We start from the raw sequence: 21,579 nt of genomic DNA, 5'->3' as shown, positions 1-21,579 counted from the left end.
CCGCCGGCTCCTGCGCGCCTGCCTGCGGCATCGCGGGGTGATGTTCGGTGCGCTCGCCGCGTCCGTGCTCGGGGTGGGGCTCGACGCCGTCGGGCCGCTGCTCACGCGCGTGGCCGTCGACGACGCGGTGGCCGGCTCCACGGCCGTGCTCGGCAGCGTGGTGCTCGCGTTCGCGGTGCTCGCCGCCGTCCGGTTCGGGGCCGCGTTCCTGCGCCGCTACCTGGGCGGACGCCTCGCGCTGGACGTGCAGCACGACATGCGCCAGGAGGTGTTCACCGCCGTCGCCCGGCTCGACGGCGAGAAGCAGGACGCGCTGCGCACCGGCCAGGTGGTCTCGCGCGCCAACACCGACATCCAGCTCGTCCAGGGGCTGTTGATGATCACGCCGATCTCGCTCGGCTCGCTGGTGCTGGCGGTCGTGTCGGTGGCGGCGATGCTGTGGCTCTCCCCGCTCCTCACGCTGTTCACGGTGGTGCTGTTCCCGCTGGCCGGCTGGCTGGTCGTGCGGGCGCGGCGGCGGCTGTTCCCGGCCACGTGGTCGGCGCAGCAGCGGGCCGCCGACATCGCCCAGCACGTCGAGGAGACGGTCACGGGCGTGCGGGTGGTGAAGGGCTTCGGGCAGGAGGTGCGCGAGGTCGTCGCGCTGGAGGGCCGCGCCCGCCGGCTCTACGCCGAGCGCATGCGCGCCGCCTGGATGACCGCCCGGCTCAACCCCACGCTGCAGCTGCTGCCGATGCTGGGGCAGGTCGGCGTGATCGGCATCGGTGGCCTGCTGGCGCTGCGCGGCGAGATCAGCATCGGCACGTTCCTGGCGTTCGTCACCTACGTCGCCCAGCTCGCCGGGCCGGCCCGCCTCCTCGGCTCGCTCGTGGTCAGCGCGCAGCTCACGCGCGCAGCCGCCGAGCGCGTGTACGAGCTGCGCGACTCCCAGCCCGAGGTCGTCGACCCGGCCGACCCGGTGGCGTTGCCCGCGGGGCCGCTCGCCGTGGAGCTCGACGGCGTCACGTTCGGCTACAGCCGCCGCGAGCCCGTCCTGTCCGACGTGTCGTTGCGCGTCGAGCCGGGGGAGACGCTGGCGCTCGTGGGTCCGGCGGGGTCGGGCAAGTCGACGGTGGCGCTGCTGCTGCCGCGCTTCTACGACCCGCAGCAGGGCGAGCTGCGCCTCGGCGGTGTGCCGCTGCCGCAGCTTCGCCTGCAGGAGCTGCGCCGCCACCTCGGCATCGTGTTCGAGGAGGCCTTCCTGTTCTCCGACACGATCCGCGCCAACATCGCCTACGGCCGCCCCGACGCCACCGACGACGAGGTGCGCGCGGCCGCCGCCGCGGCCCGCGTCGACACGTTCGTCGACGGGCTGCCCGACGGCTACGACACGCTCGTCGGCGAGCGCGGGCTCACGCTCTCCGGCGGGCAGCGGCAGCGGATCGCGCTGGCCAGGGCGGTGCTCACCGACCCGCGGGTCCTGCTGCTCGACGACGCCACGTCCGCGGTCGACACCGCCACCGAGGCCGCCATCCTGGAGACGCTGCGCGGCCTCACCGCCGAGCGCACGACGATCCTCGTCGCGCACCGGCGCTCCACGCTGGCGCTGGCCGACCGCATCGCCGTGCTCGACGGCGGCCGCGTCGTCGACGTCGGCACCGAGGCGGAGCTGACGGCCCGCAACGCGCTCTTCCGCGAGCTGATGGGCATCGCCGAGAGCACGTCGGACGCGGCGGTGTCCGTCGCGGACGGGGCCACGCCCGAGCTGTGGCCCGAGGTCGCGAGCCCGAGCGGTGGCCCGCAGCGTCCCGCCGCGCCGGCGCTCGGCGGCGGACCCGGCATCGCAGCGGCGGCCATGTCGATGCCGGCCTCGCCGGAGCTGTTGCGCAGGGTGGCGGAGCTGCCACCGGCCACCGAGGTGCCGCCGCTGCGCGGGATCGATCCCACGGCGCCGGACCCGCGGTTCCGGCTTGCCCGCCTGCTGCGCCCGGTGCGGTTCGTCTTCGGCGCCGCGCTGGCCATGGTGGCCCTCGACGCGCTGGCCGGACTCGCGTTCCCGACGGTCGCCCGGTTCGCCGTCGACGGCGGGATCACGGCGCGGTCCGAGCAGGTGCTGCTGGTCGCCGCGCTGCTGGCGGTGGCCGTGGTGGCCGCCGACTGGTTCTTCGTCGCGGCGCAGACCGTGCTGGCGTCGCGGGCTGGGGAGAGCCTGCTCTACCTGCTGCGCGTGCGCAGCTACGCGCACCTGCAGCGGCTCGGGCTCGACTACTACGAGCGCGAGCTCTCCGGCCGGATCATGACCCGGATGACCACCGACGTCGACGCGCTGTCGACGTTCCTCCAGACCGGGCTCGCGCAGGCCGTGGTGAGCCTGATGACCGTCGTCGGGGTGGCGGTGGCACTGCTCGTCACCGATGTGGAGCTGGCGCTGGTGGCGCTGGCCACCGTGCCCGTGCTGGTCGTCGCGACGCTGCTGTTCCGCCGCTCCGCATCGCGCGCCTACGCGGAGGCGCGCGAACGCGTCAGCGTCGTCAACGCCGACATGCAGGAGAACGTCACCGGCGTCCGCATCGCGCAGGCGTACGTCCACGAGGAGCGCTCGGCCGACCGGTTCGCCCGCCGCAGCGACGCCTACCGCCGCTCCCGCATCCGCGCGCAGCGGCTCATCGCCACCTACTTCCCGTTCGTGGCGCTGCTGTCCGACGTCGCCCAGCTGTCCGTGCTGGCCGTCGGCGCGGCGCGGGTGGCAGGCGGCGAGCTGTCGCCCGGCGTGCTCACCGCGTTCCTGCTGTACCTCGCCATGTTCTTCGCGCCCGTCCAGCAGCTGTCGCAGGTGTTCGACGGCTACCAGCAGGCGCGCATCGGGCTCACCCGGATCGGCGACCTGCTGCGCACGCCCACGTCCGTGCCTGAGGTGCCCGACGGTGCCGCCGTGCCCGTGCCGGAGCGGTTGCGGGGCGCGGTCGAGCTGCGCGGCGTCACGTTCGCCTACGCCCCGGGCAGCCCGCCCGCCCTCGACGACGTGTCGCTCACCGTTTCTCCCGGCGAGACGGTGGCGCTGGTCGGTGCCACCGGGGCCGGCAAGTCGACGCTGGTGAAGCTGCTGGCCCGCTTCTACGACGTCGGCGCCGGCGCCGTGCTCGTCGACGGGGTGGACGTGCGGCAGCACCGGCTCTCCGAGTACCGCCACCGGCTGGGCGTCGTGCCGCAGGAACCGCACCTGTTCACCGGCGACGTCGCCACCAACATCGCCTACGCCCGGCCCGACGCGTCCCCCGCCGAGATCGAGGCGGCCGCGCGCGCGGTCGGCGCGCTCGACCTGGTGCGCAGCCTCCCGCACGGCTTCCGCCAGCCCGTCGGGGAGCGCGGGCAGGGCTTGTCGTCGGGGCAGCGGCAGCTGATCGCGCTGGCCCGCGCCGAGCTTGCCGACCCCGACATCCTGCTGTTCGACGAGGCCACGGCCGCGCTCGACCCGGCCACCGAGGCCGCGGTGCTGGCGGCCGGTGACCGGGTGCTGGCCCGGCGCACCGCGTTCGTCGTCGCGCACCGGCTGGCCACCGCGGCCCGCGCCGACCGCATCGCCGTGCTCGACGGCGGGCGGATCGTCGAGCTGGGCACGCACGACGAGCTGCTCGCGGCGGGCGGGACGTACGCGCAGTTGTGGGTGGCGGGCAACCTGGAGCCGGAGGCGGCCTGATCGGGCGGTGATCTGGCCGCCGAGCAAGCCTTTCCTCACCGAGGAGCAACTGCCGGGTCGACCCTCGTGCCCACACCCTGAGTGCCCCTGTGACGGCGTCGGCCGACGCCTCGGGAGCCCTGGGAGGAACCATGAGGAAGCTGCCTGCACCTCGGCTGCTGGCGACCGCGGCACTGACGGCCGCGCTGGTCGTCGGCGGCGCGCTGATGCCCGCGACCGCGCTCGCCGCAGCCCCGGCCGCCGTCGTGACGGAAGGCGACTGTCCGGGGCCGAAGTACCCCGACGGGTCGTGCGTGCCGCTGTTCGGGCCTCAGCCCGCACCGCCGCCCGCACCGTCGCCGAAGCCGATCAAGCGGCTGGGCCGGGCGCCGGACCCGCTGCTCGTCGCGGTGAACGACGCGCGGTTGCACCCGGAGAAGTACCCGCCGCACGGTGACACGTCGGGGGCCACCATGGCGGCGTGCCCGGCGCCGTTCGCCCGGTCGAGCGCGCTGGGACGCGTCGCCCTCGAGCACACGAAGTACCTCGCCGGTCAGCCGATCGACGTGGTGAACACCTTCCCGAACATGCACAAGGACCCGAACGGATCCCTGGCCTGGGAGGACGGCGGCCACATCGCCGCTGCCGGCTACAACGCCGGCCGGGGCGAGATCGTGGCCACCGGGTTCCCCACCGCCGAAGCGGCCGTGCGGTTCTGGATGCAGGACGACGCGCCGTTCAACTGGGGGCACCGCAACCTCATCCTGAACTGCAGCCTGGCGGAGGCCGGTGCCGGCCACGTCGCCGGTGGCTCCGGAGGGCACTACTGGACCGTCGACATGGGCACCCGCTGACGTCAGCCGCCGAGCGCGGCGAGACGTTCGAGCTGGTCGGTGAGGTGCTCGGGCGGGAACAGCCACAGGCCCAGCGAGTCGGCCCCGGCGGCGCGCAGCTCCGCGAGCCGCGCCGCCACGGTGTCGGCCGTGCCGGCGACGGCGAACTCGTCGACCCAGGCGTCCTCGACGACCAGCGGCTCGTCGGCGGCGAGCCGCGCGACCCGCTCGCGGATCGTGGCACCGTGCGCCGACCGCCCGACGAGCGCGGTGTGCGCCTCGGCCCGCAGGAAGAACCCGACCGCGTCGCGCACGGCGTCGCGGGCGGTGCGGTCGTCGTCCGCGACGGAGGCGAGTACGAACGCGGTGAGCGGGCGCGGGGCGGCGACCTGCTGCTTGGCCCAGCGCACGTAGGTGGGGCCGGCGAGCACCGACAGCAGCACCCCGTCCGCCCGCGGACCTGCCGCGCGGAGCGCGCGCTCGTTGACGGCGCCGATCCACAGCTCCGGCGGCTGCGCGGGCGGGAACTCCAGCCTGATGTCGTGGAGCTCGTGGGTGCTGGTGCTGCGGTCGACGGTGGCGCCGTCGAGCAGCTCGCGCAGCACGTCGAACGTCTCGGTGACCGCGGTGAGGGGCCGGTCCGGCAGCAGCCCGAGCTGCCGCAGCCAGTGGCTGTTGCCGAGCCCGACGGCGGCGCGCACGCGGCCGGGGTGCATGCGGGTCAGCCCGGCGAGTTCCATGGCGAGGATCGCGGGATGCCTGGTCATGACGCTGGCGAGGCCGAGCCCGCACGGCACCGACCGCGTCGCCGCGAGGAGCTGGGTGAGCCCGGACAGGCCGCCGGTGAAGAAGCAGTCCTCGGAGAACCAGAGCTCACCGAAGCCGAGCTGCTCCGCGAGGGCGGCGCCTTCCGCCAGCTGCTCCGGCGGGGTGAGGCTGCCGAAGACGATCCCGATCCTGTTCATGTCCATGCCGAGAGGTAAGTGGACATGGCGTCCATTTATTCCGCAGACGCCGATGCGGCCGCGTTGGCTGCCTTCGCCCGGCGGTAGACGGCCTGGTCAGGCGGCCGCGGGCGCCCGCCAGGCCTTCCCGCCGGTGGCGAGCCGCCACGGGGTGAGGCGCAGGAGCAGGACGCCCTCGTCGTCGACGTCGGTGACACCCATGATCCGCGGGTCGAACCCGATGGGCTCGGGCAGGCCGGTGACCAGGTCCCACACGTGCCGGCGGGTCGCAGGGTCGCCGGTGAGCTCGGCCGCGCACTCGGCGACGGCCACCTCGTGCTGCGGGTCCCAGTACGAGCAGGACGCGTAGGGCGTGCGTCGTAGATGGCCGATCTTGGGCGTCGTGGGCCGGGTGTAGAGCCAGCCGGTGAGGCCGTCGCCCGCGCGCTCCCACACGGGGTGGACGACGCGCGAGCGCGGTCGGCCCGCCGCGTCGACGGTCGCGAGGGTGCACCAGACGATGCGGTGTGCGACGTGGACGAACTCGTCCCTGAGTTCAACAACCATGGTTGTGGATTATAGTCACCAGCGGCCGTGGTGCACCACATCGGCCTTGTCGCGGCGGCGGATCCGCGACGGCGAGGTCACGACGGGGTCCGGCGCCGGGTGCCCGATCGCGACGGCACCGATCGGCTCGTGGTCGTCGGGCACGCCGAACTCCGCGCGGAACGGCGCGACGGCGTCCGGGGCGAGGCCGAAGTACAGCGCGCCCAGCCCTTCGTCGACGACGGTCTGCAGGATGAGCAGCGTGGCCATGCCGGTGTCGATGTGCCAGAACGGCACCGGCCAGCGGGACTCGTCGCGGTCGGTCCAACCCTTGTCCGGCCGGGCGTAGCGGTCCAGGTACGCGCGCTTGCACGAGAGCGGGACGATCACCAGCGGGGCGGCCCGTACGGTCGGCGCGGCCATGTGGCCGGCCACGGCCCAGAAGCGGGCGAGCGGCTCCCCGTCGAGCACGAGGAAGGCCTGGCCCTGGGAGAAGCCGGCGGACGGGCCGCGGACGGCGTTGCCCAGGATGCGGGCGAGGCTCTCCGCGGAGACCGGCTCCGAGGTGTAGGTGCGGATCATGCGGCGGCGACGGACCACGTCCTGGAACTCCATGACGCCGACCTAACCAGATCTGTGCCCGATTTCGGGCAGGAAATTGGCGTTTCGTGGCCGGAGGGTGCAGAGTCGTCGCGTGCCACGCGGTCCGTACGCCGATCTCGTCGACCACCTGACGCGCACCACCCCGCTCAGCTCGAGCGAGGCGGCCCGCGTCGTCGACGAGGTCGTGGCGTACTTCGCGGAGCCGGTGCGCGAGTTCGTCAAGCGCCGGCACACCGAGCTCCAGCGCGGCGGCCACACCAACGACCAGATCTTCACCGTGCTCGGCGCCGAGCTCGCGAGCCGGCGGTTCGCCCCGCCGGAGCTGTCGCCTCGCCAGCTGCGTCGCATGGTGTACGGCTGATCTCGCTCCCCATCGAGAGGAAGACCCATGTGCGGCATCGTCGGATACGTCGGCCCGCAGGACGCGGCCCCGATCCTGATCGAGGGCCTCGGCCGGCTCGAGTACCGCGGCTACGACTCGGCCGGCGTCGCCGTCAGCACCCGCAGCGGGCTGAAGGTGCGCAAGGTGTCGGGTCGCGTCGCCGACCTCGCCGCCGACCTACCGGCCCGGTTCAAGGGGGCGCCCGGCATCGGGCACACCCGGTGGGCCACCCACGGCGAGCCGACGCCGGAGAACGCGCACCCGCACGTCGACATGGCCGGCCGCATCGCGGTCGTGCACAACGGCATCATCGAGAACGCCGACGAGCTGCGCGCCAAGCTCGTCGCCGACGGCGTCGAGTTCACGTCGCAGACCGACACCGAGACCGTCGCGCACCTGGTCGCGGCCGCCTTCAAGGCCGGTGCCGAGGACCTCGAGCAGGCGGTGCGGCAGGCGCTGCGCCAGGTCGTCGGCGCGTACGGGCTCGCCGTGCTCGACGCCGAGCACCCCGACCGCATCGTCGTCGCCCGCAACGGCAGCCCGGTGCTGCTCGGCGTCGGCGAGAAGGAGATGTTCGTCGCGTCCGACGTGGCGGCGCTCGTCGGCTACACGCGCCAGGTCGTCTACCTCGACGACGGCGAGCTGGCCACGATCACCGCGACCGGCTACCGCACCTTCACCATCGACGACCGCTCCACCGCCAAGTCGCCGTCCACCATCGACTGGGACGTCGTCGGCGCCGAGATCGGCGACAACGCACACTTCCTGATCAAGGAGATCAACGAGCAGCCACGCACCATCGCCCGCGCGCTCTCCGGCCGCCTCGACGAGCGCTTCGACACCGCGCACCTCGGCGGGCTCAACCTCACCGTGCGAGAGGCGCGCGAGATCAAGCGCGTGAAGATCCTCGGCTGCGGCACCGCCTGCTACGCGGGCGAGCTCGGCGCGCAGCTCATCGAGGACCTCGCGCGGGTGCCGGCGAACGCCGAGCCCGCGTCGGAGTTCCGCTACCGCAACCCCGTCGTCGAGCCCGACACGCTGTACGTGGCGGTGAGCCAGAGCGGCGAGACCATCGACACCCTCGCCGCCGTGCAGGAGCTGCAGCGCAAGGGCGGGCGGGTCATCGGGATCATCAACGTCGTCGGCTCGACGATCGCCCGGCAGGTCGACGGCGGCATCTACCTGCACGCCGGGCCGGAGATGTCGGTGGCGGCCACGAAGTCGTTCACGTCGACGGTGACGGCGTTCGTGCTGCTCGCGCTGCACCTCGGCCGCATGCGCGACCTCTCGCCCAGCGACGGCAGGCGGATCATCGCCGGCCTGCAGCGGCTGCCCGAGCAGATCACCGAGATCCTGCAGACCGAGGGCCACATCGCCGACGTCGCCAAGGGCGTCGCGCAGGCGGCGAGCGTGATGTTCGTGGGTCGCCGTCGCGGCTGGCCGGTGGCGCGGGAAGGCGCGCAGAAGCTGAAGGAGGTCTCCTACGTGCACGCGGAGGCCTACCCGTCGGCCGAGCTGAAGCACGGCCCGCTCGCGCTGATCAGCCCCGAGATGCCGACCGTCGCGATCGTCCCCGACGACGACCTGCTCGACAAGAACACCTCGACCCTGTCCGAGATCAAGGCACGCAAGGGCCCGGTGATCGCGCTGGCGCACCGCGAGCTGCCCGTCGAGATCGCCGACCGCACCATCGTCGTGCCGCGCAACGAGCCCGAGCTCGACCCGATCCTGCTGTCGATCCCGCTGCAGCTGCTGGCCTACCACGCCGCGGTCGTGCTCGACCGCGACGTGGACAAGCCCCGCAACCTCGCCAAGAGCGTCACGGTGGAGTAGCCGCGGCTACGGGCAGAGGTTGTACGAGGTGGTTGTCGACCCCGGGTGGCAATGCCTTGCCGACCCCGGGGGCGACAGTCGCATGCAGCTTCCAGCAGGTCTCGGCGCTGCCGGAGTACAGGTACAGCGTGGCCGTCGGGCCGGTACCGGTGCGCGCGTTCTTGATCGACGAGGCGCGCTTGTCCCGGCCGACGGAGCTCAGGTCGATCCCGCCCGCCCACTTCGGCTCCACGGCGTACGACTCGCCGGTGCCGTCCACCGCCCCGGTCATCACACGTGCCCGTCGCGTTCCGTCCGTCGAGTGATCAACTCGACGCCGGGCTGCGCGGTCATGACCCGGTGAGTCCCGCCTGCAGGTGCTCGTAGACCACGGACGTGCGCACGTCGGCGACCTCGCGGCGCTGGGTGAGCCGGTCGATGACGAACGCGTAGAGGCGTTCGTTGTCGGCCACTGCCACGTGCACGAGGAAGTCCTCCGTGCCCGTCGTCACGAAGACCCCGAGCACCTCGGGCAGCTGCGACACCCAGTTGCGGAACCCCTCGATGACGGGCCGGGACGGCGGCCGGATCCGCACCGCCACCAGCGCCTGCACCGGCCGCCCGATCGCGGCGAGATCGACCACAAGCCGGGCGCCGCGGATCACCCCGCGCTCACGCAGCGCGCGGGTGCGGTCCAGGGCGGTGGTGGGCGCCACCCCGACGGCGGCGGCGACGTCGCGGTTGGTGCGCCGTGCGTCGCGCTGCAGCTCGCGCAGGATGGCCGTATCAAGTTCGTCCAGAGGGGTCATGGCGGCACGCTATCCGTACTTCGTACGGATCTCGCCTTCCTCGCCCGTCTTCATGATTAGCGTTGCGGCCATGAGCCGCACGGTCTACGCCAGCTACCCGGGATTCGACACCGACGAGATCCGCACCGACCAGCCGGCCGAACACGCCCGACTCGCCTGGGTGATCGTCGTCGACGAGACGCTGCCGCCGGCGTCGGCCGCCACCGCGGCGGCGTTGGTCGCGGCCGCCACGTCGCCGCGCGTCGCCGGACTCCTCGGACCCGACGCGACGGACGCCGGCGGTTCCGTCCACCCTGGGCTGCCGTGGGGCGGTTGTTCGGTGCGCGCTGCCTCGGGGGCCTCGCTCGTCGCGATGCGGGACGTGGCTGTCGCTACCGAGGAAGTGCTTGTCGTCGACGTTCCCGCGGCGGTTTCGCGGGCCCGGGTCTATGACGAGTACCTGGCGGAGGTGCGGCGGGGGGAGTTGCGGTATCTCGCGGTCGGGGTCGTTGGGCCTCGGGGGGTGGTGGAGGGGTTACTTGGTGGGGCTTCACCGGTCTCGGCCGTGGTCTCGGGTGCGGCCTTCGGTGGTTGAGGTTCTGTCCGGGGCTCTGCCCCGGGCCCCGGTGCCTCCCTCCGGTGGAGCTGTTTCGGGCCGGCTCCACCGTCGGTCGGTCGCCCTTCGGGATGCCACATCGCCGGTGGGGAGGCAAGCGATACCGCGTGCTTGCCTCCCCACCGGCGCTGCGGCCTTGCTGTGCACGCCCGACCGACGGTGGAGCCTCTTTCGCGGGGATCCGGTGAGTTCGCAGAGGTTCGGTGGTCCTCGCAGGAGTTCGAACCTCTGCGACGACGCCTCAGCTTCTGCGAGGATCCCCGATGCCGACGGCGTGCTTCGCGCCCAGCGCCAAACGGCGTTTGACCTGCGATAATCGGCCATCGTTCGAACCTGTGTTCGAGTAGAATCAGGGGTATGACCGAGAACCCGCTCGCCCAGGCCACGAGCCTGATCGAGCAGGCGTTCACGGCCCTCTCCGACAGCCCCGACCCCCTCGCCGCGCTCCTCGTTCTGGAGGGCGTGTCACGGCAGGTCGACCGGGCCAAGGTCGCCGCCATCGCGGCTGTCGAACGCGACGGCTCCCTGGCGGAGAAGGGTTACCGCACCACCGTCGCGGGGTTGAAGGATCTGCTCGGCTGGGACCACGACACCGCCCGGCGGCATGTCACGGTCGCCGAACACGTTGGGCCGCGGGTCGCCCTGGACGGCGCTCCGTTGGAGCCGGTGCTGCCCGCGACCGCGGCGGCGTTCACCGATGGTGCGGCCACGATGCGGCACGTCGAGACCATCGCCGCGTTGATGAACTCCCGCCCCGCCTCCCGGATCAGCCTCGCCGACCGGATCGCGATCGAGGCCAGCCTCGGCGAAGCGGCCCGCAGCTTCACCCCGCACGACGTCCGCATCATGGGCCAAGAGCTGCTCGCCGCCGCTGACCTGGACGGGCCCGAACCCGATGAGCGGCCCGGCCGCAACGAACTCCACATGGGCGCCAACCCCGACGGGTCGGGGTGGCTGCGCGGGCAGTTCGAGGACCCGCTGGCGTTCACCGCGATCCGTACCGCGATCGAGGCCCGCACCCGCCCCACACCCGACAACCGCGGCACCACCAGCGCGGAGCGCAACGCCGCCGCTCTGGCGGAGATCTGCGGGTTCGTCCTCGACCACGGCGCCTCCGGCGAGGTCGGTGGGGAACGCCCCCGGGTCACCGTCACCATCCGGCTCGACGATCTGGAAGACCGGGCCCGCACAGCGATGCTGGACACCGGGGGACAACTGACCCCCGGACAGTTGCGGCGCCTGTTGTGCGATGCCCACCTCGTCCCGGTCGTGCTCGACGGCGACAGCCAACCCCTCGACGTCGGCCGCACCCACCGCCTGGTCCCGCCCTGGTTGCGCCGGGCGGTTGCCCTGCGCGACCACGGCTGCGCCCACCCCGGGTGTGATCGACCACCATCGTGGTGCGAAGTCCATCATGTGATCGAGTGGCAACACGGCGGCGCCACCGCCTTGGACAACCTGGTCATGCTCTGCTGCCAACACCATGATCAAATCCATTCGACCGAGTGGCGAATAGACATGTCGTCCGGGAAACCGGAGTTCATCCCGCCACCCTGGATGACCGACCTCTGGGCCGCGCCATGACCGGAGCACCGCTGTGCCCACGGCACGGTGTGACGCTCCACCGTCGATCGGGCGTGCGCAGCAACGCCGCAGGGCTGGGGCTGTGGCATCCCGTCAGGGCGACCGATCGGCGGTGGAGCCGACCCGCTCGTTCCCCGCTCCACCAGAGGAGGGCCGGGGTTCGGGGCGGAGCCCCGAGGACTAGTCGGTCAGCTCTCCGCCTGCAGGGAGCGGCAGCGGCACTCCAGCTGGGAGCGGCGGGGGTCGTCGGGAGCGAGGAGTTGCAGTGCCAGCTCGTGGGCTTCGAGGTCGTCGCGGCCTGCGGCGTGGGTGCAGTACTCGGCGAGGGTGTCGGGGTCGTCCGAGGTGAGGGCGGCGCGGCGGAGGTTGACGTCCAGCTCGTCGCGCAGCTCGCGGATCTCGGGGGCGTCGGAGCGGGGCAGGAGCGAGCCGGCGCCGGCGCGCAGCGCCTCCAGCGGTTGGCCGGCGCGCAGGGCGCGGCGCACGGCGTCGAAGTCGGAGTCGACGGTGGCGTCGAGCCGGTACGGGCGGGTGCGCAGCACGTTCGCGCCGATCAGCCCGCGCAGGCGCAGCACCTCGCCGCGCACCGTCGTCGGGTTGCCGTCCTCGCCGTACAGGGCCAGCGCGAGCCGCTCCGCGGTCAGGCCGTCCGGGTGCAGCGCGAGCACGGTGAGCAGCTCCGCCGGGCGCAGCGTGAGCGGCACGACCTCGCCGTCGAGGATCAGCCGCGGCGCCTGCTCGCCCATGAACCGCAGCGACAACGCCGAACGGTGCCGGGACGGCGCCGCCGTGCGCGGCGCGTGCAGCAGGTAGCCCTCCGCGAGCCGCTCGATCAGCATCTCGCGGCCGTCCGCGAGCTGGACGGTGTCGGCGTCCGGCCGGATCGTCACCCGCGCCGGCCAGCCCCCGTACGGCTCGCCGGCGATGACCCGCCCACTGGGGCTGAGCAGCGCCCCCGACCGGCCCAGCAGGCTGCGCAGGTGCGGCATGTTGCGCACCCGCAGCCGCTCGTCGGCGATCGCCAGGCGCACCCGCAGCTGGTTCTCCGCGAGCTGGGCCGTGGCGGCCACCAGCTGCATCATCGCCGGGTGCACCGTGTGCAGCGGCCCGGTGATGTCGATCGCGCCGAGGATCGCGCCCGTATCGGGGTCGTGCACCGGAGCTGCCGCGCACGTCCAGCGGTGGAAGGTGCGGACCAGGTGCTCCGCGGAGTGGATGGACACCGGCGCGTCGACGGCGAGCGTGGTGCCCATCGCGTTCGTGCCGATCGCCTCCTCCGCCACGCTGAACCCGGGCACCAGGCCGGAGTCGTCGGCCACCCGCAGCAGCGACGCGGCTCCTTCCCGCCACAGGATGGTGCCGTCGGCGTCGGTCACCAGCATGACGTGCATGGCCTCGTCGGCGATGCTCACCAGCGTGTTGCGCAGCAGCGGCATCACCTCGTTGAGCGGATGCGTCTTCCGCAGCTCAGGAACGTCGGTCTCGGGGATCGCGATCGGCGGCAGGTGCTTGTCGGGGTCGACGTGCGCGGCGAGGCTGCGCTCCCACGACGCCGAGATCAGCGGCCTGGGCGGGCGCGCAGCCCGATCACCTGCGAGAACGGCCTCGAAAGTGCTGCTCAGGGCGCGTGCGCGCGCGAACGGGTCCCGCTCACCGTCATCGGTCATGAAGGGTGCTCCGAGGTTGCGTGGCCCCGCGACCGGCCCATCTTCACCCAGCCGGACCTGCGGGGCAACCTCACGTGCGGTCGGTGCAACGTGTGCGCAACGTGGGCCGACCTACGCTCCCGCCAGCACTGGTGCTCCGGGACCTGGGAGGCTGCATGAGTTCGGACGTCGCTCTCGGCAACCGGATCACCGTCCTGGACCGCTCGGCCGCCGAGGCGCCGCGCCGCGCCGCCCGCGTGCTCGTCGTCGACGACTCGCCCATCGTGCGCTACGGCCTGCGCCAGCTGTTCGCCGCGGACCCGCTGCTCTCCGTCGTCGGAGAGGCCGCCAGCCCCCGCGACGCGCTCGTCGTCGCCGACCGGGTCCCGCCGGACCTGCTCATCGTCGACCTCGACCTCGGCCGCGACGCCGCCGGCATCGACCTGGCCCGGCTCATGCTGGAACGCCACCGCGGCGTGCGCGTGCTGCTGCTCACCGCCCGCCGCGACCGGGCCGTGACGATGCGGGCGATGCGCGCCGGCGTGCACGGCTACCTGCGCAAGACCGCCGACACCGCCGAGATCCAGCGCGCCGCGCACGCCCTGCTGCGCGGCGAGAGCGTGTTCGACGCGCCGGCGGGCACGAGCGCGCCGGTCACCGAGCTGTTCCGCGGCGCCGACCCGCGGACCGCCGACGCGCCGCGCAGCCTCGGCAGCGCCACGCTCACCGAGCGGGAGAACCAGGTGCTCCGCCTGCTCGCGGTCGGCATGTCCAACCGCGAGATCGGCCGCCGGCTCGTCATCAGCGAGGCCACGGTGAAGTTCCACGTGCGCAACCTCCGCGACAAGCTCGAGGTGCGCCGCCGCACCGAGATCGTCTACACCGCGACGCGGCAGGGGATCGTCTAGCGGTTCGCCAGTTCCGCGACGCCGGGGCCATCGAGCTGCGCGTGCCCCGCTGGGCGGCCGGTCATCGTCAGGAGCAGGGCGAGGGCGGGCCCACGCACCTCGACCGGGCCCGCGCCGCCGGTCCAGCCGGTGTCGGTGGCGACCAGCCGCAGGCCTTGCAGCCGTCGCCGCGCGTGGAACGGCCAGCCCATCGCCCACACCCGGTCCAGCGCCGCGGTGGTGACCGGTTCGGGCACCGCGTGCTCGATCCCGAACGGCATCGCCACGTCCTGGACGTGCACGACCGTGTCGAACAGCAGGTTGTCCATCGTGGTGACGAACGGCTTGCGGTGGACGTCGGCGTAGCGGCGCAGCTGGTCGACCAGCTGCTGCGGGGTGCGTTCCTGCGCGAACCCGATCGCCATGTCGCGGTTCATCGCGTTGAACGCGAACCGGTGCCGGACGGCCGCCGTCAGCATGTCCCACGGACCAGGCGGCTGCGGCGTCCACGCCACGTGCGCGACGACGTCGCGGATGCGCCACTCGCTGCACAGGGACGGCCGATCCCAGTCGGTGACGCTCAGGCCGTCGAGGACGTCGGCGAGGTACCGGCGCTCGGTGGCGACGGTCGCCCAGATCGTGTCGGCGTCCATGTCCCGCTCCAACAAGTCAGAGAATCTGACCAAATTAAGACAGTCTCTCGTACTATCGTCAAGGGGTGGACCTCAACACCGGGCTCCTGCTGTTCATCCCGTACCGCGCGTTCGAGCAGCGCGTGTTCGCCGCGCTCGCCACCGCCGGCTACGCGATCACCCCGGCGCAGGCCCGTGTCTTCCAGCGCATCGCCCCTGGTGGAAGTCGCACCACCGACCTCGCCGAGCAGGCCGGCGTCACCAAGCAGACCGCCGGATTCCTCGTCGAGCAGCTCGAACGGCAGGGCTACGTCCAGCGCGTTCCGGACCCCGCCGACGGCCGCGCCCGGCTGGTCCGCGTCGCCGCCCGTGGAGCCGAAGCCGTCGCGCACACCTCGCACGTGGTCGCCGAGATCGAGGCCGAGTGGCGGGCTCACCTGGGTGACGCGCGCATGGACGAGATGCGCAGCGCGCTCACCGCGCTGCGCGAGATCACCGATCCGTGGGCCTGAGCGGCGCTAACCTGGCCGCGTGGGGATGGAGCTGTTGCCTGCCGTGCTCGCCAGCGGGTGGGCGAGCGGGGTCAACGCGTACCTGTGCGTGATCATCCTCGGGCTGCTCGGCCGCTTCGGCGGCTTCGAGATGGTGCCCGAGGCGTTCACCCGCTGGGACGTGCTGATCGTCGCTGCCGTGCTCTACCTGCTCGAGTTCGTCACGGACAAGATCCCGTACGTCGACTCGCTGTGGGACGCGATCTCCACCGCGATCCGCCCCACGGTCGGCGTGGTCATCGGGTTGCTCGCCGTGCCCGACGCGCCCACCCTCACCCAGGCCGTCCTCGCCGCGAGCGGCGGCGCGGCCGCGCTGGTCAGCCACTTGGTCAAGGGCGGGTTGCGGCTCATCGTCAACACCTCGCCGGAACCCGTCACCAACATCGGGGTGAGCATCGGTGAGGACGTCGCCGTCGCCGGCGTGACGACCGCGGCCGTGCTGGCGCCGCAGGTCGCGATCGTCGTCGCAGGCGTGCTGCTCGTGCTGGGGATCGTGCTGCTCGTGCTGCTGTGGACCCGGGTGCGCCGAGGCTACCGCCGCTACCAGGCGTGGCGGGAGAAGCGGTCGGCCCCGGCCACCCCCTAGGAGCGCGCTGAAAAGCTCGGGCCTACTGCGCGACGCCCAGGCGGCGCCCTCGCCGCGTTGCGCGAATGCGTCGATACAACAGCGGTATCGCCGCATCCGCGCGCCTTGCGATGACACCACCTGGACGCCGCTCGCTACGGCCGGAGCTTTTCAGCACCCTCCTAACCGAAGAAGACCTCGGCCTCGCTGTACAGGCTCGGGTCCACGGTCTTGAGCTGCTTGGTCGCCTCCGCCAGCGGCACCATGACGATGTCGGTGCCGCGCAGCGCGGTCATGTGGCCCCACTTGCCCTGCGACACCGCGTCGATCGCGTGCAGGCCGAAGCGGGTGGCGAGCCAGCGGTCGCGGGCGGTCGGCGTGCCGCCGCGCTGGACGTGCCCGAGCACCGTGGTGCGGGCCTCCTTGCCGGTGCGCGCCTCGATCTCCTTGGCCAGGTAGTCGCCCACCCCGCCGAGCCGGACGTGCCCGAACGCGTCCTTCTCGCCGCTGACCAGCACGTCGGTGCCCTCCTTGGGCTGCGCGCCCTCGGCGACGACGATGATCGGCGCGTAGTCGAGCCGGAAGCGGGCCTCGACCCACTTGCAGACCTGCTCGATGTCGAACCGGACCTCCGGGATCAGGATCGCGTTGGCGCCGCCCGCCATGCCGGCGTGCAGCGCGATCCAGCCGGCGTGGCGGCCCATCACCTCGACGATGAGCGCGCGGTGGTGCGACTCGGCCGTGCTGTGCAGCCGGTCGATCGCCTCCATCGCGATGTTCACCGCGGTGTCGAACCCGAACGTGTAGTCGGTGCCCGACAGGTCGTTGTCGATCGTCTTGGGCACGCCGATGACGTTGACGCCGAGCTCGTGCAGCTTCGTGGCGACGCCCAGGGTGTCCTCGCCGCCGATGGCGATCAGCGCGTCGACGCCGAGGTTCTGCAGGTTCGCCTTGATCCGCTCGACGCCGTCCTCGATGGCGAACGGGTTGGTGCGCGACGAGCCGAGGATGGTCCCGCCGCGGGGCAGCAGGCCGCGCACGGCGGGGATGTCGAGGGTCTTCGTCAGGGCTTCGAGCGGGCCTCGCCAGCCGTCGCGGAAACCGACGAACTGGTAGCCGTACTCGGGGACGCCCTTGCGGACGATCGCCCGGATGACCGCGTTGAGACCGGGGCAGTCCCCGCCCCCGGTGAGCACGCCGACGCGCATGGATTCTCCATCGATGCAGAAGCTCGTGACCGGGCTCACGGTAGCGGCTGCTGCGTGACGGCGCGGCGGCTACCCGACCTCGCGTCCGACATGATCGACCAGGCCGTGGGCCTGCGCCTGCGCCGCGGTGAACCAGCGGCCCTCGTCGAGGTCGGCGGACAGATCGGCGACCGGTCGTCCGGCGTCGCCGGCCGCCAGTGCCGTCAGCTGCGCGCGCAGCTCGTCGTGGATGCCCGCGGAGCCCCCGAGCGCAGGCCTGCGCAGCTGGATGCGCGCCTGCGGCTGCGCGTAACGCTTGCCGGGGGTGCCGGCGGTCAGCAGCACCTGCACGGCCCCGGACACGATGCCGACGGCCCACGTGGCCACGTCGGCGCGGACGTGGCCGAGCACGTCCCGCACGGCCAGCGCCGCGGCCGTCGTGCCGCCGGCGCCGGTGAGGTGCAGCGTGATGTCGCGGCGCGCGTCTATGGCGTCCAGCAGCAGGAGCCGCGAGACCAGCCGGTGCGCGGCGGTGTCGTCGAGCTCGCCGGCGACGACGACGATGCGCTCGGCCAGCAGCTGATCGCTGACGGCGGCGTCCGCCGCGTCGGGGTCGGACCACCAGCGGCGGTCGCCGACGTGCAGCAGGGCCGGGGGCGGGGTGTGCTCGGAGAGGTGCATGCCGCCCGACGCTAGGCAGGCACGGGCCGGCGCGGGCGGCGGTTCACCGGCGGCGTGCGGCGTTCACCCTGAGCAGACGGTGGGGTCCGGGGTGCCGGTGCCCGGGCGGGGTTCGAACGACACGTGGACGTGGTCGAAGTGGTTCTCCGTGATGCTGCCGCGGTCCTCCATGGGCTCCCAGCCCTGGCCATAGTTGATCCGCTGCTTCCAGATCACGTACGAGACGCCGAGCTCCTCCTGGTTCCTGAGGACGCAGCGGGCGATGCGGTCGCCGTCCTCGCCGCGGGTCATGAAGTCGACGGCGAGGCCGCGCGGGTGGTCCGAGACGCGTCCGCGGCCGCCGATGCCGAGCACGTCGTGCTCGTCGAAGAGGCAGGCGATGAACTGGGCGGCCTCCTTCGCCCACGGCTTGACCAGGCCGAGCTGCGGCAGGCGGACCGCGCAGTGCACCGCCTCCTCCGCCTTCTGGGCGGCGTCGTCGAGCCCGGCGGCCTTGATCAGGGACGAGACGGTGGCCTGCTCCGGCTCGACATCGGGCGCGGTGACCGGGGCGATGCTGGCCAGCACGCGCCGGCCGAGCTCGTCGCGGATCGGGGGGAGCGGCACGTCGCGGCGGTCGTCGGAGGCGAGGGCGAGCGACGTGCTCGCGTCGGCGGCGTCGCCGCCGATGGCGGTGCCGACCAGCATCGTCGGCGCGATGGCCGCGAGTACACCCCCCGCTGCCGCGGCACCCATCCCGTGCTGCACCGCGGACGCAGCACGGTGCCGGGGCGCGCTGCGGGTGCGCCGGGTCGCGATGTCGACCGGGTCGTGACCCTCGACCGGCCGGCCCGCGCCCCGGTGGCGCCCGCCGGGGGAGCGGTGCCGGGACACGACGTGCCTCTTCTCTGCGCACGACCCGTGCGGACGACCGGTGGGGAGAACCGGCGGGCCAGGTGGCCCGGTGTCCGGCGGGGAGCCGGGTCGATGCGCAGGGACGATAGCGAAACCGTCACGTTATGCGCACGTATCAACACGCAGTGTGAGACAAGTGCTCGGCGCGTTGCGCCGAACGGCCGCAGTCAGCCCCGAAGATCAGCCGCAGCCCTGCAGGGAGGTCCCGCTCGCCCCGTTGCCGAAGGAGACGTGGACGTGGTCGTAGTGGTTCGCGGTGACGCCGCCGCGGTCCTCCATGCCCTGCCAGCCCTGGCCGAAGTTGATCCGCTGCCGCCAGATCACGTACGTGATGCCGAGCGCGGCCTTGTTCTTGAGCGCGCAGGCGGCGAGCGCGTCGCCGGTGGACCGGTTGACCATGAAGTCGACGGCCTTGCCGCCCGGGTGGTCGGACACGCCGCCGCGACCCGCGACGCCGTACATCGTCGGCTTGCCGAACTTGCAGCCCAGCAACTGCGCTGCGGTGCGCACGAACGGCTTGACGGGCCCGAGCCCGGCCTCGCTGACGCCGCAGTTGCGCTGGGTGGCGACGGCCGCCTCGGCCTTCGCCTTCTCAGCGGCCGCCGCGCGCTCGGCCTCGGCCTTCTGGCGCGCCACCTCCAGGCCGGCCTCCGCGGCCGTGATCTGGTCGGTGACCTGCTGGTGGGCCTGCGCCACGGCTGCGGCGATCCCGCCGGGGTCGGCGACGGGCGGCAGCGCGTCGGTCGCGGCGCCCGTTGTGCTCGCCTCTGCGGAGTCGGTCGACGCGTCGGCGGTCAGCGCCGCCGCGCCGTAGCCGGCGAACGCGTCGACGGGCACGGTGGCCGTCAGGATCGACAGCGCGCCGCCCGCGATCGCCACCGCGGTGGTGCCGAGCCGGCGGCCGCGGCGCTGCTGCTCGGGTGCTTCGTCCGGCGGCGCAGCGGGCTCGAACAGCCCGGCGGGCGTCGGGCCGGGCGCCGACGGCTCGGCGAACATCGCCTCCAGCTCGCCGGTGGTGACGTCGATGAACTCGCCGGGGAACTCGTCCACCGGCTCCGGGGCCGGCAGGCGCACGATGCCGGCACCGGCGCGCGGTGCGGGGATCCGGGGTGCGGAGCTCTCCGGCTCGTCGCTGTCGGGGCGGTCCAGGACCGCCACTGCGGATGCCGAGCGGAGCAGTTCGGCGACCGACTGGCGCGTACCGTCGTCCAGCGAGTGGCGGCCGATGACGGACGCCGTCGGGACGGGGTACGTGCCTCGGCCACCTGGGGAGCGATGCCGAGCCACGTCCTGCCTTCCGGATCGACGGCGCGGTTGGACGCCCGGTTCGGGGGTACCGGCGGGGCTGGGGAGTGCCCCGTGTCCATTCCGTGACCGTGCCGTCATGGATCCGAGAGGGAACGCTAGGCAACCCGCCGGCGAGATGCCCGTCTACGGCCGGTTCGATCGGCCGACCGTGGCGCGTCGCGCGACGAACGGCCGGTGGACTGCTCCACTCGGTGTAATCGTTCCGAGATCAGCCGGCAGCGATCTCGAACGCGTCGAACTCGTTGCCCTGCGGGTCGGCGAGCGTGGTCCACGGAGTGTCGTGAGTTCGCTCACGCAGCACGGTCGCACCCCGCTCGACCAGCGCCGCAAGCCCACCGTCCGGCTCCACCACCACGTCGATGTGGACCCGGTTCTTGATCGTCTTCGGCTCGGGGACGGCACCCACGACGAGGTACTCGAACGGTGCGCCCGGGACCTTGCCGAGGCCGACCGAGTCGGCGTCCTCCTCGACCTCGCCCGCGCCGAGCACCTCGGCCCACCAACGGCCGAGCGGGACCGGGTCGGTCGAGTCGAGCACGAGCTCGTACAGGCGCTGCTGCGGCGGCTCGGCCCGGACGAACGCGCAGAACTCGCCGCCCTCGGGGTCGGCCATGATCGTCCAGCGCGGCAGCTCCCGCACCACCGTCGCGCCCAGCGCCACCAGCTCGTCGATCGAGGCGCAGTGCACGTCCAGGTGCATCCGCTTCACCGTGTGCGGGTCGGGCACCGGGTTCACCCACACCGCGTGCTGGGGAGTGGGCCCGGTGAGGAGCCATGGGCCACCCTTGTCGCCGGCCAGGTCCAGCCCGAGCGCGGCGGCCCAGAACCGGGCCGTGCGGGGTGCGTCCCCGGCGTCGATGCAGAGGTCCTTGTACCGCGCGAGCGCCGCCACCTCCGCGACCGTAGACGCTCGATGATGGCCGTGCGAGCGATATCCATTCCGCGCCGCTGCCCGGTTCGCCAGGCTCGTGCCATGGCCCTCGCGCAGATCCTCGCCCTCGTCGCCGCCATCGGCTCCGGCCTGATCGGCGGCATCTTCCTGATCTTCTCCACGACGATCGTCGCCTCGCTCGAGCAGCTGCCGATCGAGCAGACGGTCGCGGGGATGCAGGCGATCAACCGGGTGATCCAGAGGCCGATCTTCCTGCTGGTGTTCGTGGGTACGGCGCTCGTCAGCGTCGCGGTGGTCGTGACGACGCCGGCTGCGCCGCTCGCGTGGATCGGTGCGGTGCTCTACGTGCTCGCCACGTTCGGGCTGACGATGGTCGTCAACGTCCCGCTCAACAACGCGCTCGACCGGGCGCGCGGCGGCGGAGCCGAGGCGTGGCGGGCGTTCCGACCGCGGTGGATGGTGGCCAACCACGTCCGCACGGTCGCGTCGATCGGCGCGGCGGTCGCGTTCACGCTGCTCGGGTAGCGTCGGGCCGGAGGGGCCACCGCGCAGCCGCGCACCGGCCCGTTCGAC

The 21,579-nt window shown here is 73.0% G+C and carries 22 protein-coding genes; 10 read left to right on the top strand and 12 right to left on the bottom strand.

Features of this window, described 5'->3' with window-relative positions; genetic code table 11:
- Positions 1-40: 40 nt before the first annotated feature.
- Both ACQEVB_RS01925 and ACQEVB_RS01920 read left to right on the top strand, forming a co-directional pair.
- Positions 41-3,676 carry an ABC transporter ATP-binding protein gene (locus tag ACQEVB_RS01925; protein ID WP_432980064.1) on the top strand — a complete coding sequence of 1,212 codons (3,636 nt, stop codon included), beginning with the start codon at positions 41-43 and terminating at the stop codon, positions 3,674-3,676.
- A gap of 131 nt (positions 3,677-3,807) precedes the next feature.
- Positions 3,808-4,509: a CAP domain-containing protein gene (locus tag ACQEVB_RS01920; protein ID WP_432963973.1), complete on the top strand. Its 702-nt coding sequence runs from the start codon at positions 3,808-3,810 to the stop codon at positions 4,507-4,509.
- Between the two features lie 2 nt (positions 4,510-4,511).
- Here ACQEVB_RS01920 and ACQEVB_RS01915 read toward each other — a convergent pair whose 3' ends face one another.
- The 3 genes from ACQEVB_RS01915 to ACQEVB_RS01905 all read right to left on the bottom strand — a co-directional run bounded on the left by ACQEVB_RS01915 (position 4,512) and on the right by ACQEVB_RS01905 (position 6,593).
- Complete coding sequence (locus ACQEVB_RS01915) at positions 4,512-5,459, bottom strand: LLM class flavin-dependent oxidoreductase (RefSeq protein WP_432963971.1); 948 nt, start codon at positions 5,457-5,459, stop codon at positions 4,512-4,514.
- Between the two features lie 90 nt (positions 5,460-5,549).
- Positions 5,550-5,999: a pyridoxamine 5'-phosphate oxidase family protein gene (locus ACQEVB_RS01910; protein ID WP_432963968.1), complete on the bottom strand. Its 450-nt coding sequence runs from the start codon at positions 5,997-5,999 to the stop codon at positions 5,550-5,552.
- Between the two features lie 15 nt (positions 6,000-6,014).
- Entirely contained in the window at positions 6,015-6,593 is a 579-nt protein-coding gene (locus ACQEVB_RS01905) for a nitroreductase family protein (protein WP_432963965.1), read from the bottom strand.
- 79 nt (positions 6,594-6,672) lie between these two features.
- Between ACQEVB_RS01905 and ACQEVB_RS01900 the strand changes: the two genes are divergently transcribed.
- Positions 6,673-6,942: a hypothetical protein gene (locus tag ACQEVB_RS01900; protein ID WP_432963962.1), complete on the top strand. Its 270-nt coding sequence runs from the start codon at positions 6,673-6,675 to the stop codon at positions 6,940-6,942.
- A 27-nt stretch (positions 6,943-6,969) separates the two neighbouring features.
- A complete protein-coding gene (gene glmS, locus ACQEVB_RS01895) occupies positions 6,970-8,796 on the top strand; it encodes a glutamine--fructose-6-phosphate transaminase (isomerizing) (protein WP_432963959.1) in 1,827 nt (608 codons plus the stop codon).
- Here the strand turns inward: glmS and ACQEVB_RS01890 are convergent.
- Both ACQEVB_RS01890 and ACQEVB_RS01885 read right to left on the bottom strand, forming a co-directional pair.
- A complete protein-coding gene (locus ACQEVB_RS01890) occupies positions 8,783-9,067 on the bottom strand; it encodes a hypothetical protein (protein ID WP_432963956.1) in 285 nt (94 codons plus the stop codon). The two genes, glmS and ACQEVB_RS01890, sit on opposite strands and share 14 nt — an antisense overlap.
- A 58-nt stretch (positions 9,068-9,125) precedes the next feature.
- The gene (locus tag ACQEVB_RS01885; protein ID WP_432963953.1) at positions 9,126-9,584 is read right to left on the bottom strand and encodes an Lrp/AsnC family transcriptional regulator; all 459 of its coding nucleotides are present in this window, start codon (positions 9,582-9,584) and stop codon (positions 9,126-9,128) included.
- A 70-nt stretch (positions 9,585-9,654) separates the two neighbouring features.
- Between ACQEVB_RS01885 and ACQEVB_RS01880 the strand changes: the two genes are divergently transcribed.
- Entirely contained in the window at positions 9,655-10,158 is a 504-nt protein-coding gene (locus tag ACQEVB_RS01880; RefSeq protein ID WP_432963950.1) for a DUF2000 family protein, read from the top strand.
- 378 nt (positions 10,159-10,536) lie between these two features.
- Positions 10,537-11,763: a DUF222 domain-containing protein gene (locus tag ACQEVB_RS01875; protein ID WP_432963947.1), complete on the top strand. Its 1,227-nt coding sequence runs from the start codon at positions 10,537-10,539 to the stop codon at positions 11,761-11,763.
- A gap of 188 nt (positions 11,764-11,951) precedes the next feature.
- On the opposite strand, the gene ACQEVB_RS01870 is transcribed toward ACQEVB_RS01875, so the two are convergent.
- Entirely contained in the window at positions 11,952-13,430 is a 1,479-nt protein-coding gene (locus tag ACQEVB_RS01870) for a GAF domain-containing protein (protein ID WP_432963944.1), read from the bottom strand.
- Positions 13,431-13,585: 155 nt separating this feature from the next.
- Between ACQEVB_RS01870 and ACQEVB_RS01865 the strand changes: the two genes are divergently transcribed.
- The gene (locus ACQEVB_RS01865) at positions 13,586-14,317 is read left to right on the top strand and encodes a response regulator (RefSeq protein WP_432963941.1); all 732 of its coding nucleotides are present in this window, start codon (positions 13,586-13,588) and stop codon (positions 14,315-14,317) included.
- On the opposite strand, the gene ACQEVB_RS01860 is transcribed toward ACQEVB_RS01865, so the two are convergent.
- A complete protein-coding gene (locus ACQEVB_RS01860; protein ID WP_432963938.1) occupies positions 14,314-14,949 on the bottom strand; it encodes a maleylpyruvate isomerase family mycothiol-dependent enzyme in 636 nt (211 codons plus the stop codon). The genes ACQEVB_RS01865 and ACQEVB_RS01860 overlap by 4 nt on opposite strands.
- 65 nt (positions 14,950-15,014) lie before the next feature.
- On the opposite strand from ACQEVB_RS01860, the gene ACQEVB_RS01855 reads away from it, so the two are divergent.
- Positions 15,015-15,440: a MarR family winged helix-turn-helix transcriptional regulator gene (locus ACQEVB_RS01855; RefSeq protein WP_432963935.1), complete on the top strand. Its 426-nt coding sequence runs from the start codon at positions 15,015-15,017 to the stop codon at positions 15,438-15,440.
- A gap of 25 nt (positions 15,441-15,465) precedes the next feature.
- Positions 15,466-16,065 (top strand): DUF4126 domain-containing protein, encoded by a 600-nt coding sequence (locus ACQEVB_RS01850; RefSeq protein WP_432980061.1) that lies wholly within the window; start codon positions 15,466-15,468, stop codon positions 16,063-16,065.
- A 161-nt stretch (positions 16,066-16,226) separates the two neighbouring features.
- Here the strand turns inward: ACQEVB_RS01850 and ACQEVB_RS01845 are convergent, their stop codons facing one another.
- The 5 genes from ACQEVB_RS01845 to ACQEVB_RS01825 all read right to left on the bottom strand — a co-directional run bounded on the left by ACQEVB_RS01845 (position 16,227) and on the right by ACQEVB_RS01825 (position 21,006).
- A complete protein-coding gene (locus ACQEVB_RS01845) occupies positions 16,227-17,252 on the bottom strand; it encodes a 6-phosphofructokinase (RefSeq protein ID WP_432963932.1) in 1,026 nt (341 codons plus the stop codon).
- Positions 17,253-17,321: 69 nt separating this feature from the next.
- Positions 17,322-17,912, bottom strand: coding sequence for an ATP-dependent Clp protease proteolytic subunit (locus ACQEVB_RS01840; protein ID WP_432963929.1), 591 nt, complete (start codon positions 17,910-17,912; stop codon positions 17,322-17,324).
- A gap of 63 nt (positions 17,913-17,975) precedes the next feature.
- Positions 17,976-18,785 (bottom strand): hypothetical protein, encoded by an 810-nt coding sequence (locus ACQEVB_RS01835; protein WP_432963926.1) that lies wholly within the window; start codon positions 18,783-18,785, stop codon positions 17,976-17,978.
- Between the two features lie 201 nt (positions 18,786-18,986).
- Positions 18,987-19,964, bottom strand: a complete 978-nt coding sequence (locus ACQEVB_RS01830; RefSeq protein ID WP_432963924.1) for a hypothetical protein — start codon at positions 19,962-19,964, stop codon at positions 18,987-18,989.
- 358 nt (positions 19,965-20,322) lie between these two features.
- On the bottom strand, positions 20,323-21,006 hold the full coding sequence (locus ACQEVB_RS01825; protein ID WP_432963921.1) for a VOC family protein: 684 nt from the start codon (positions 21,004-21,006) through the stop codon (positions 20,323-20,325).
- A gap of 81 nt (positions 21,007-21,087) precedes the next feature.
- Here ACQEVB_RS01825 and ACQEVB_RS01820 point away from each other — a divergent pair, with 81 nt between their 5' ends.
- Positions 21,088-21,531, top strand: a complete 444-nt coding sequence (locus ACQEVB_RS01820) for a DUF1772 domain-containing protein (protein ID WP_432963918.1) — start codon at positions 21,088-21,090, stop codon at positions 21,529-21,531.
- Positions 21,532-21,579 lie beyond the last annotated feature (48 nt).

Origin of the sequence: Pseudonocardia sp. CA-107938, from assembly GCF_050936315.1 — a bacterium.
Lineage (GTDB): Bacteria > Actinomycetota > Actinomycetes > Mycobacteriales > Pseudonocardiaceae > Pseudonocardia.
This window is presented reverse-complemented; position numbering and strand designations above follow the sequence as displayed.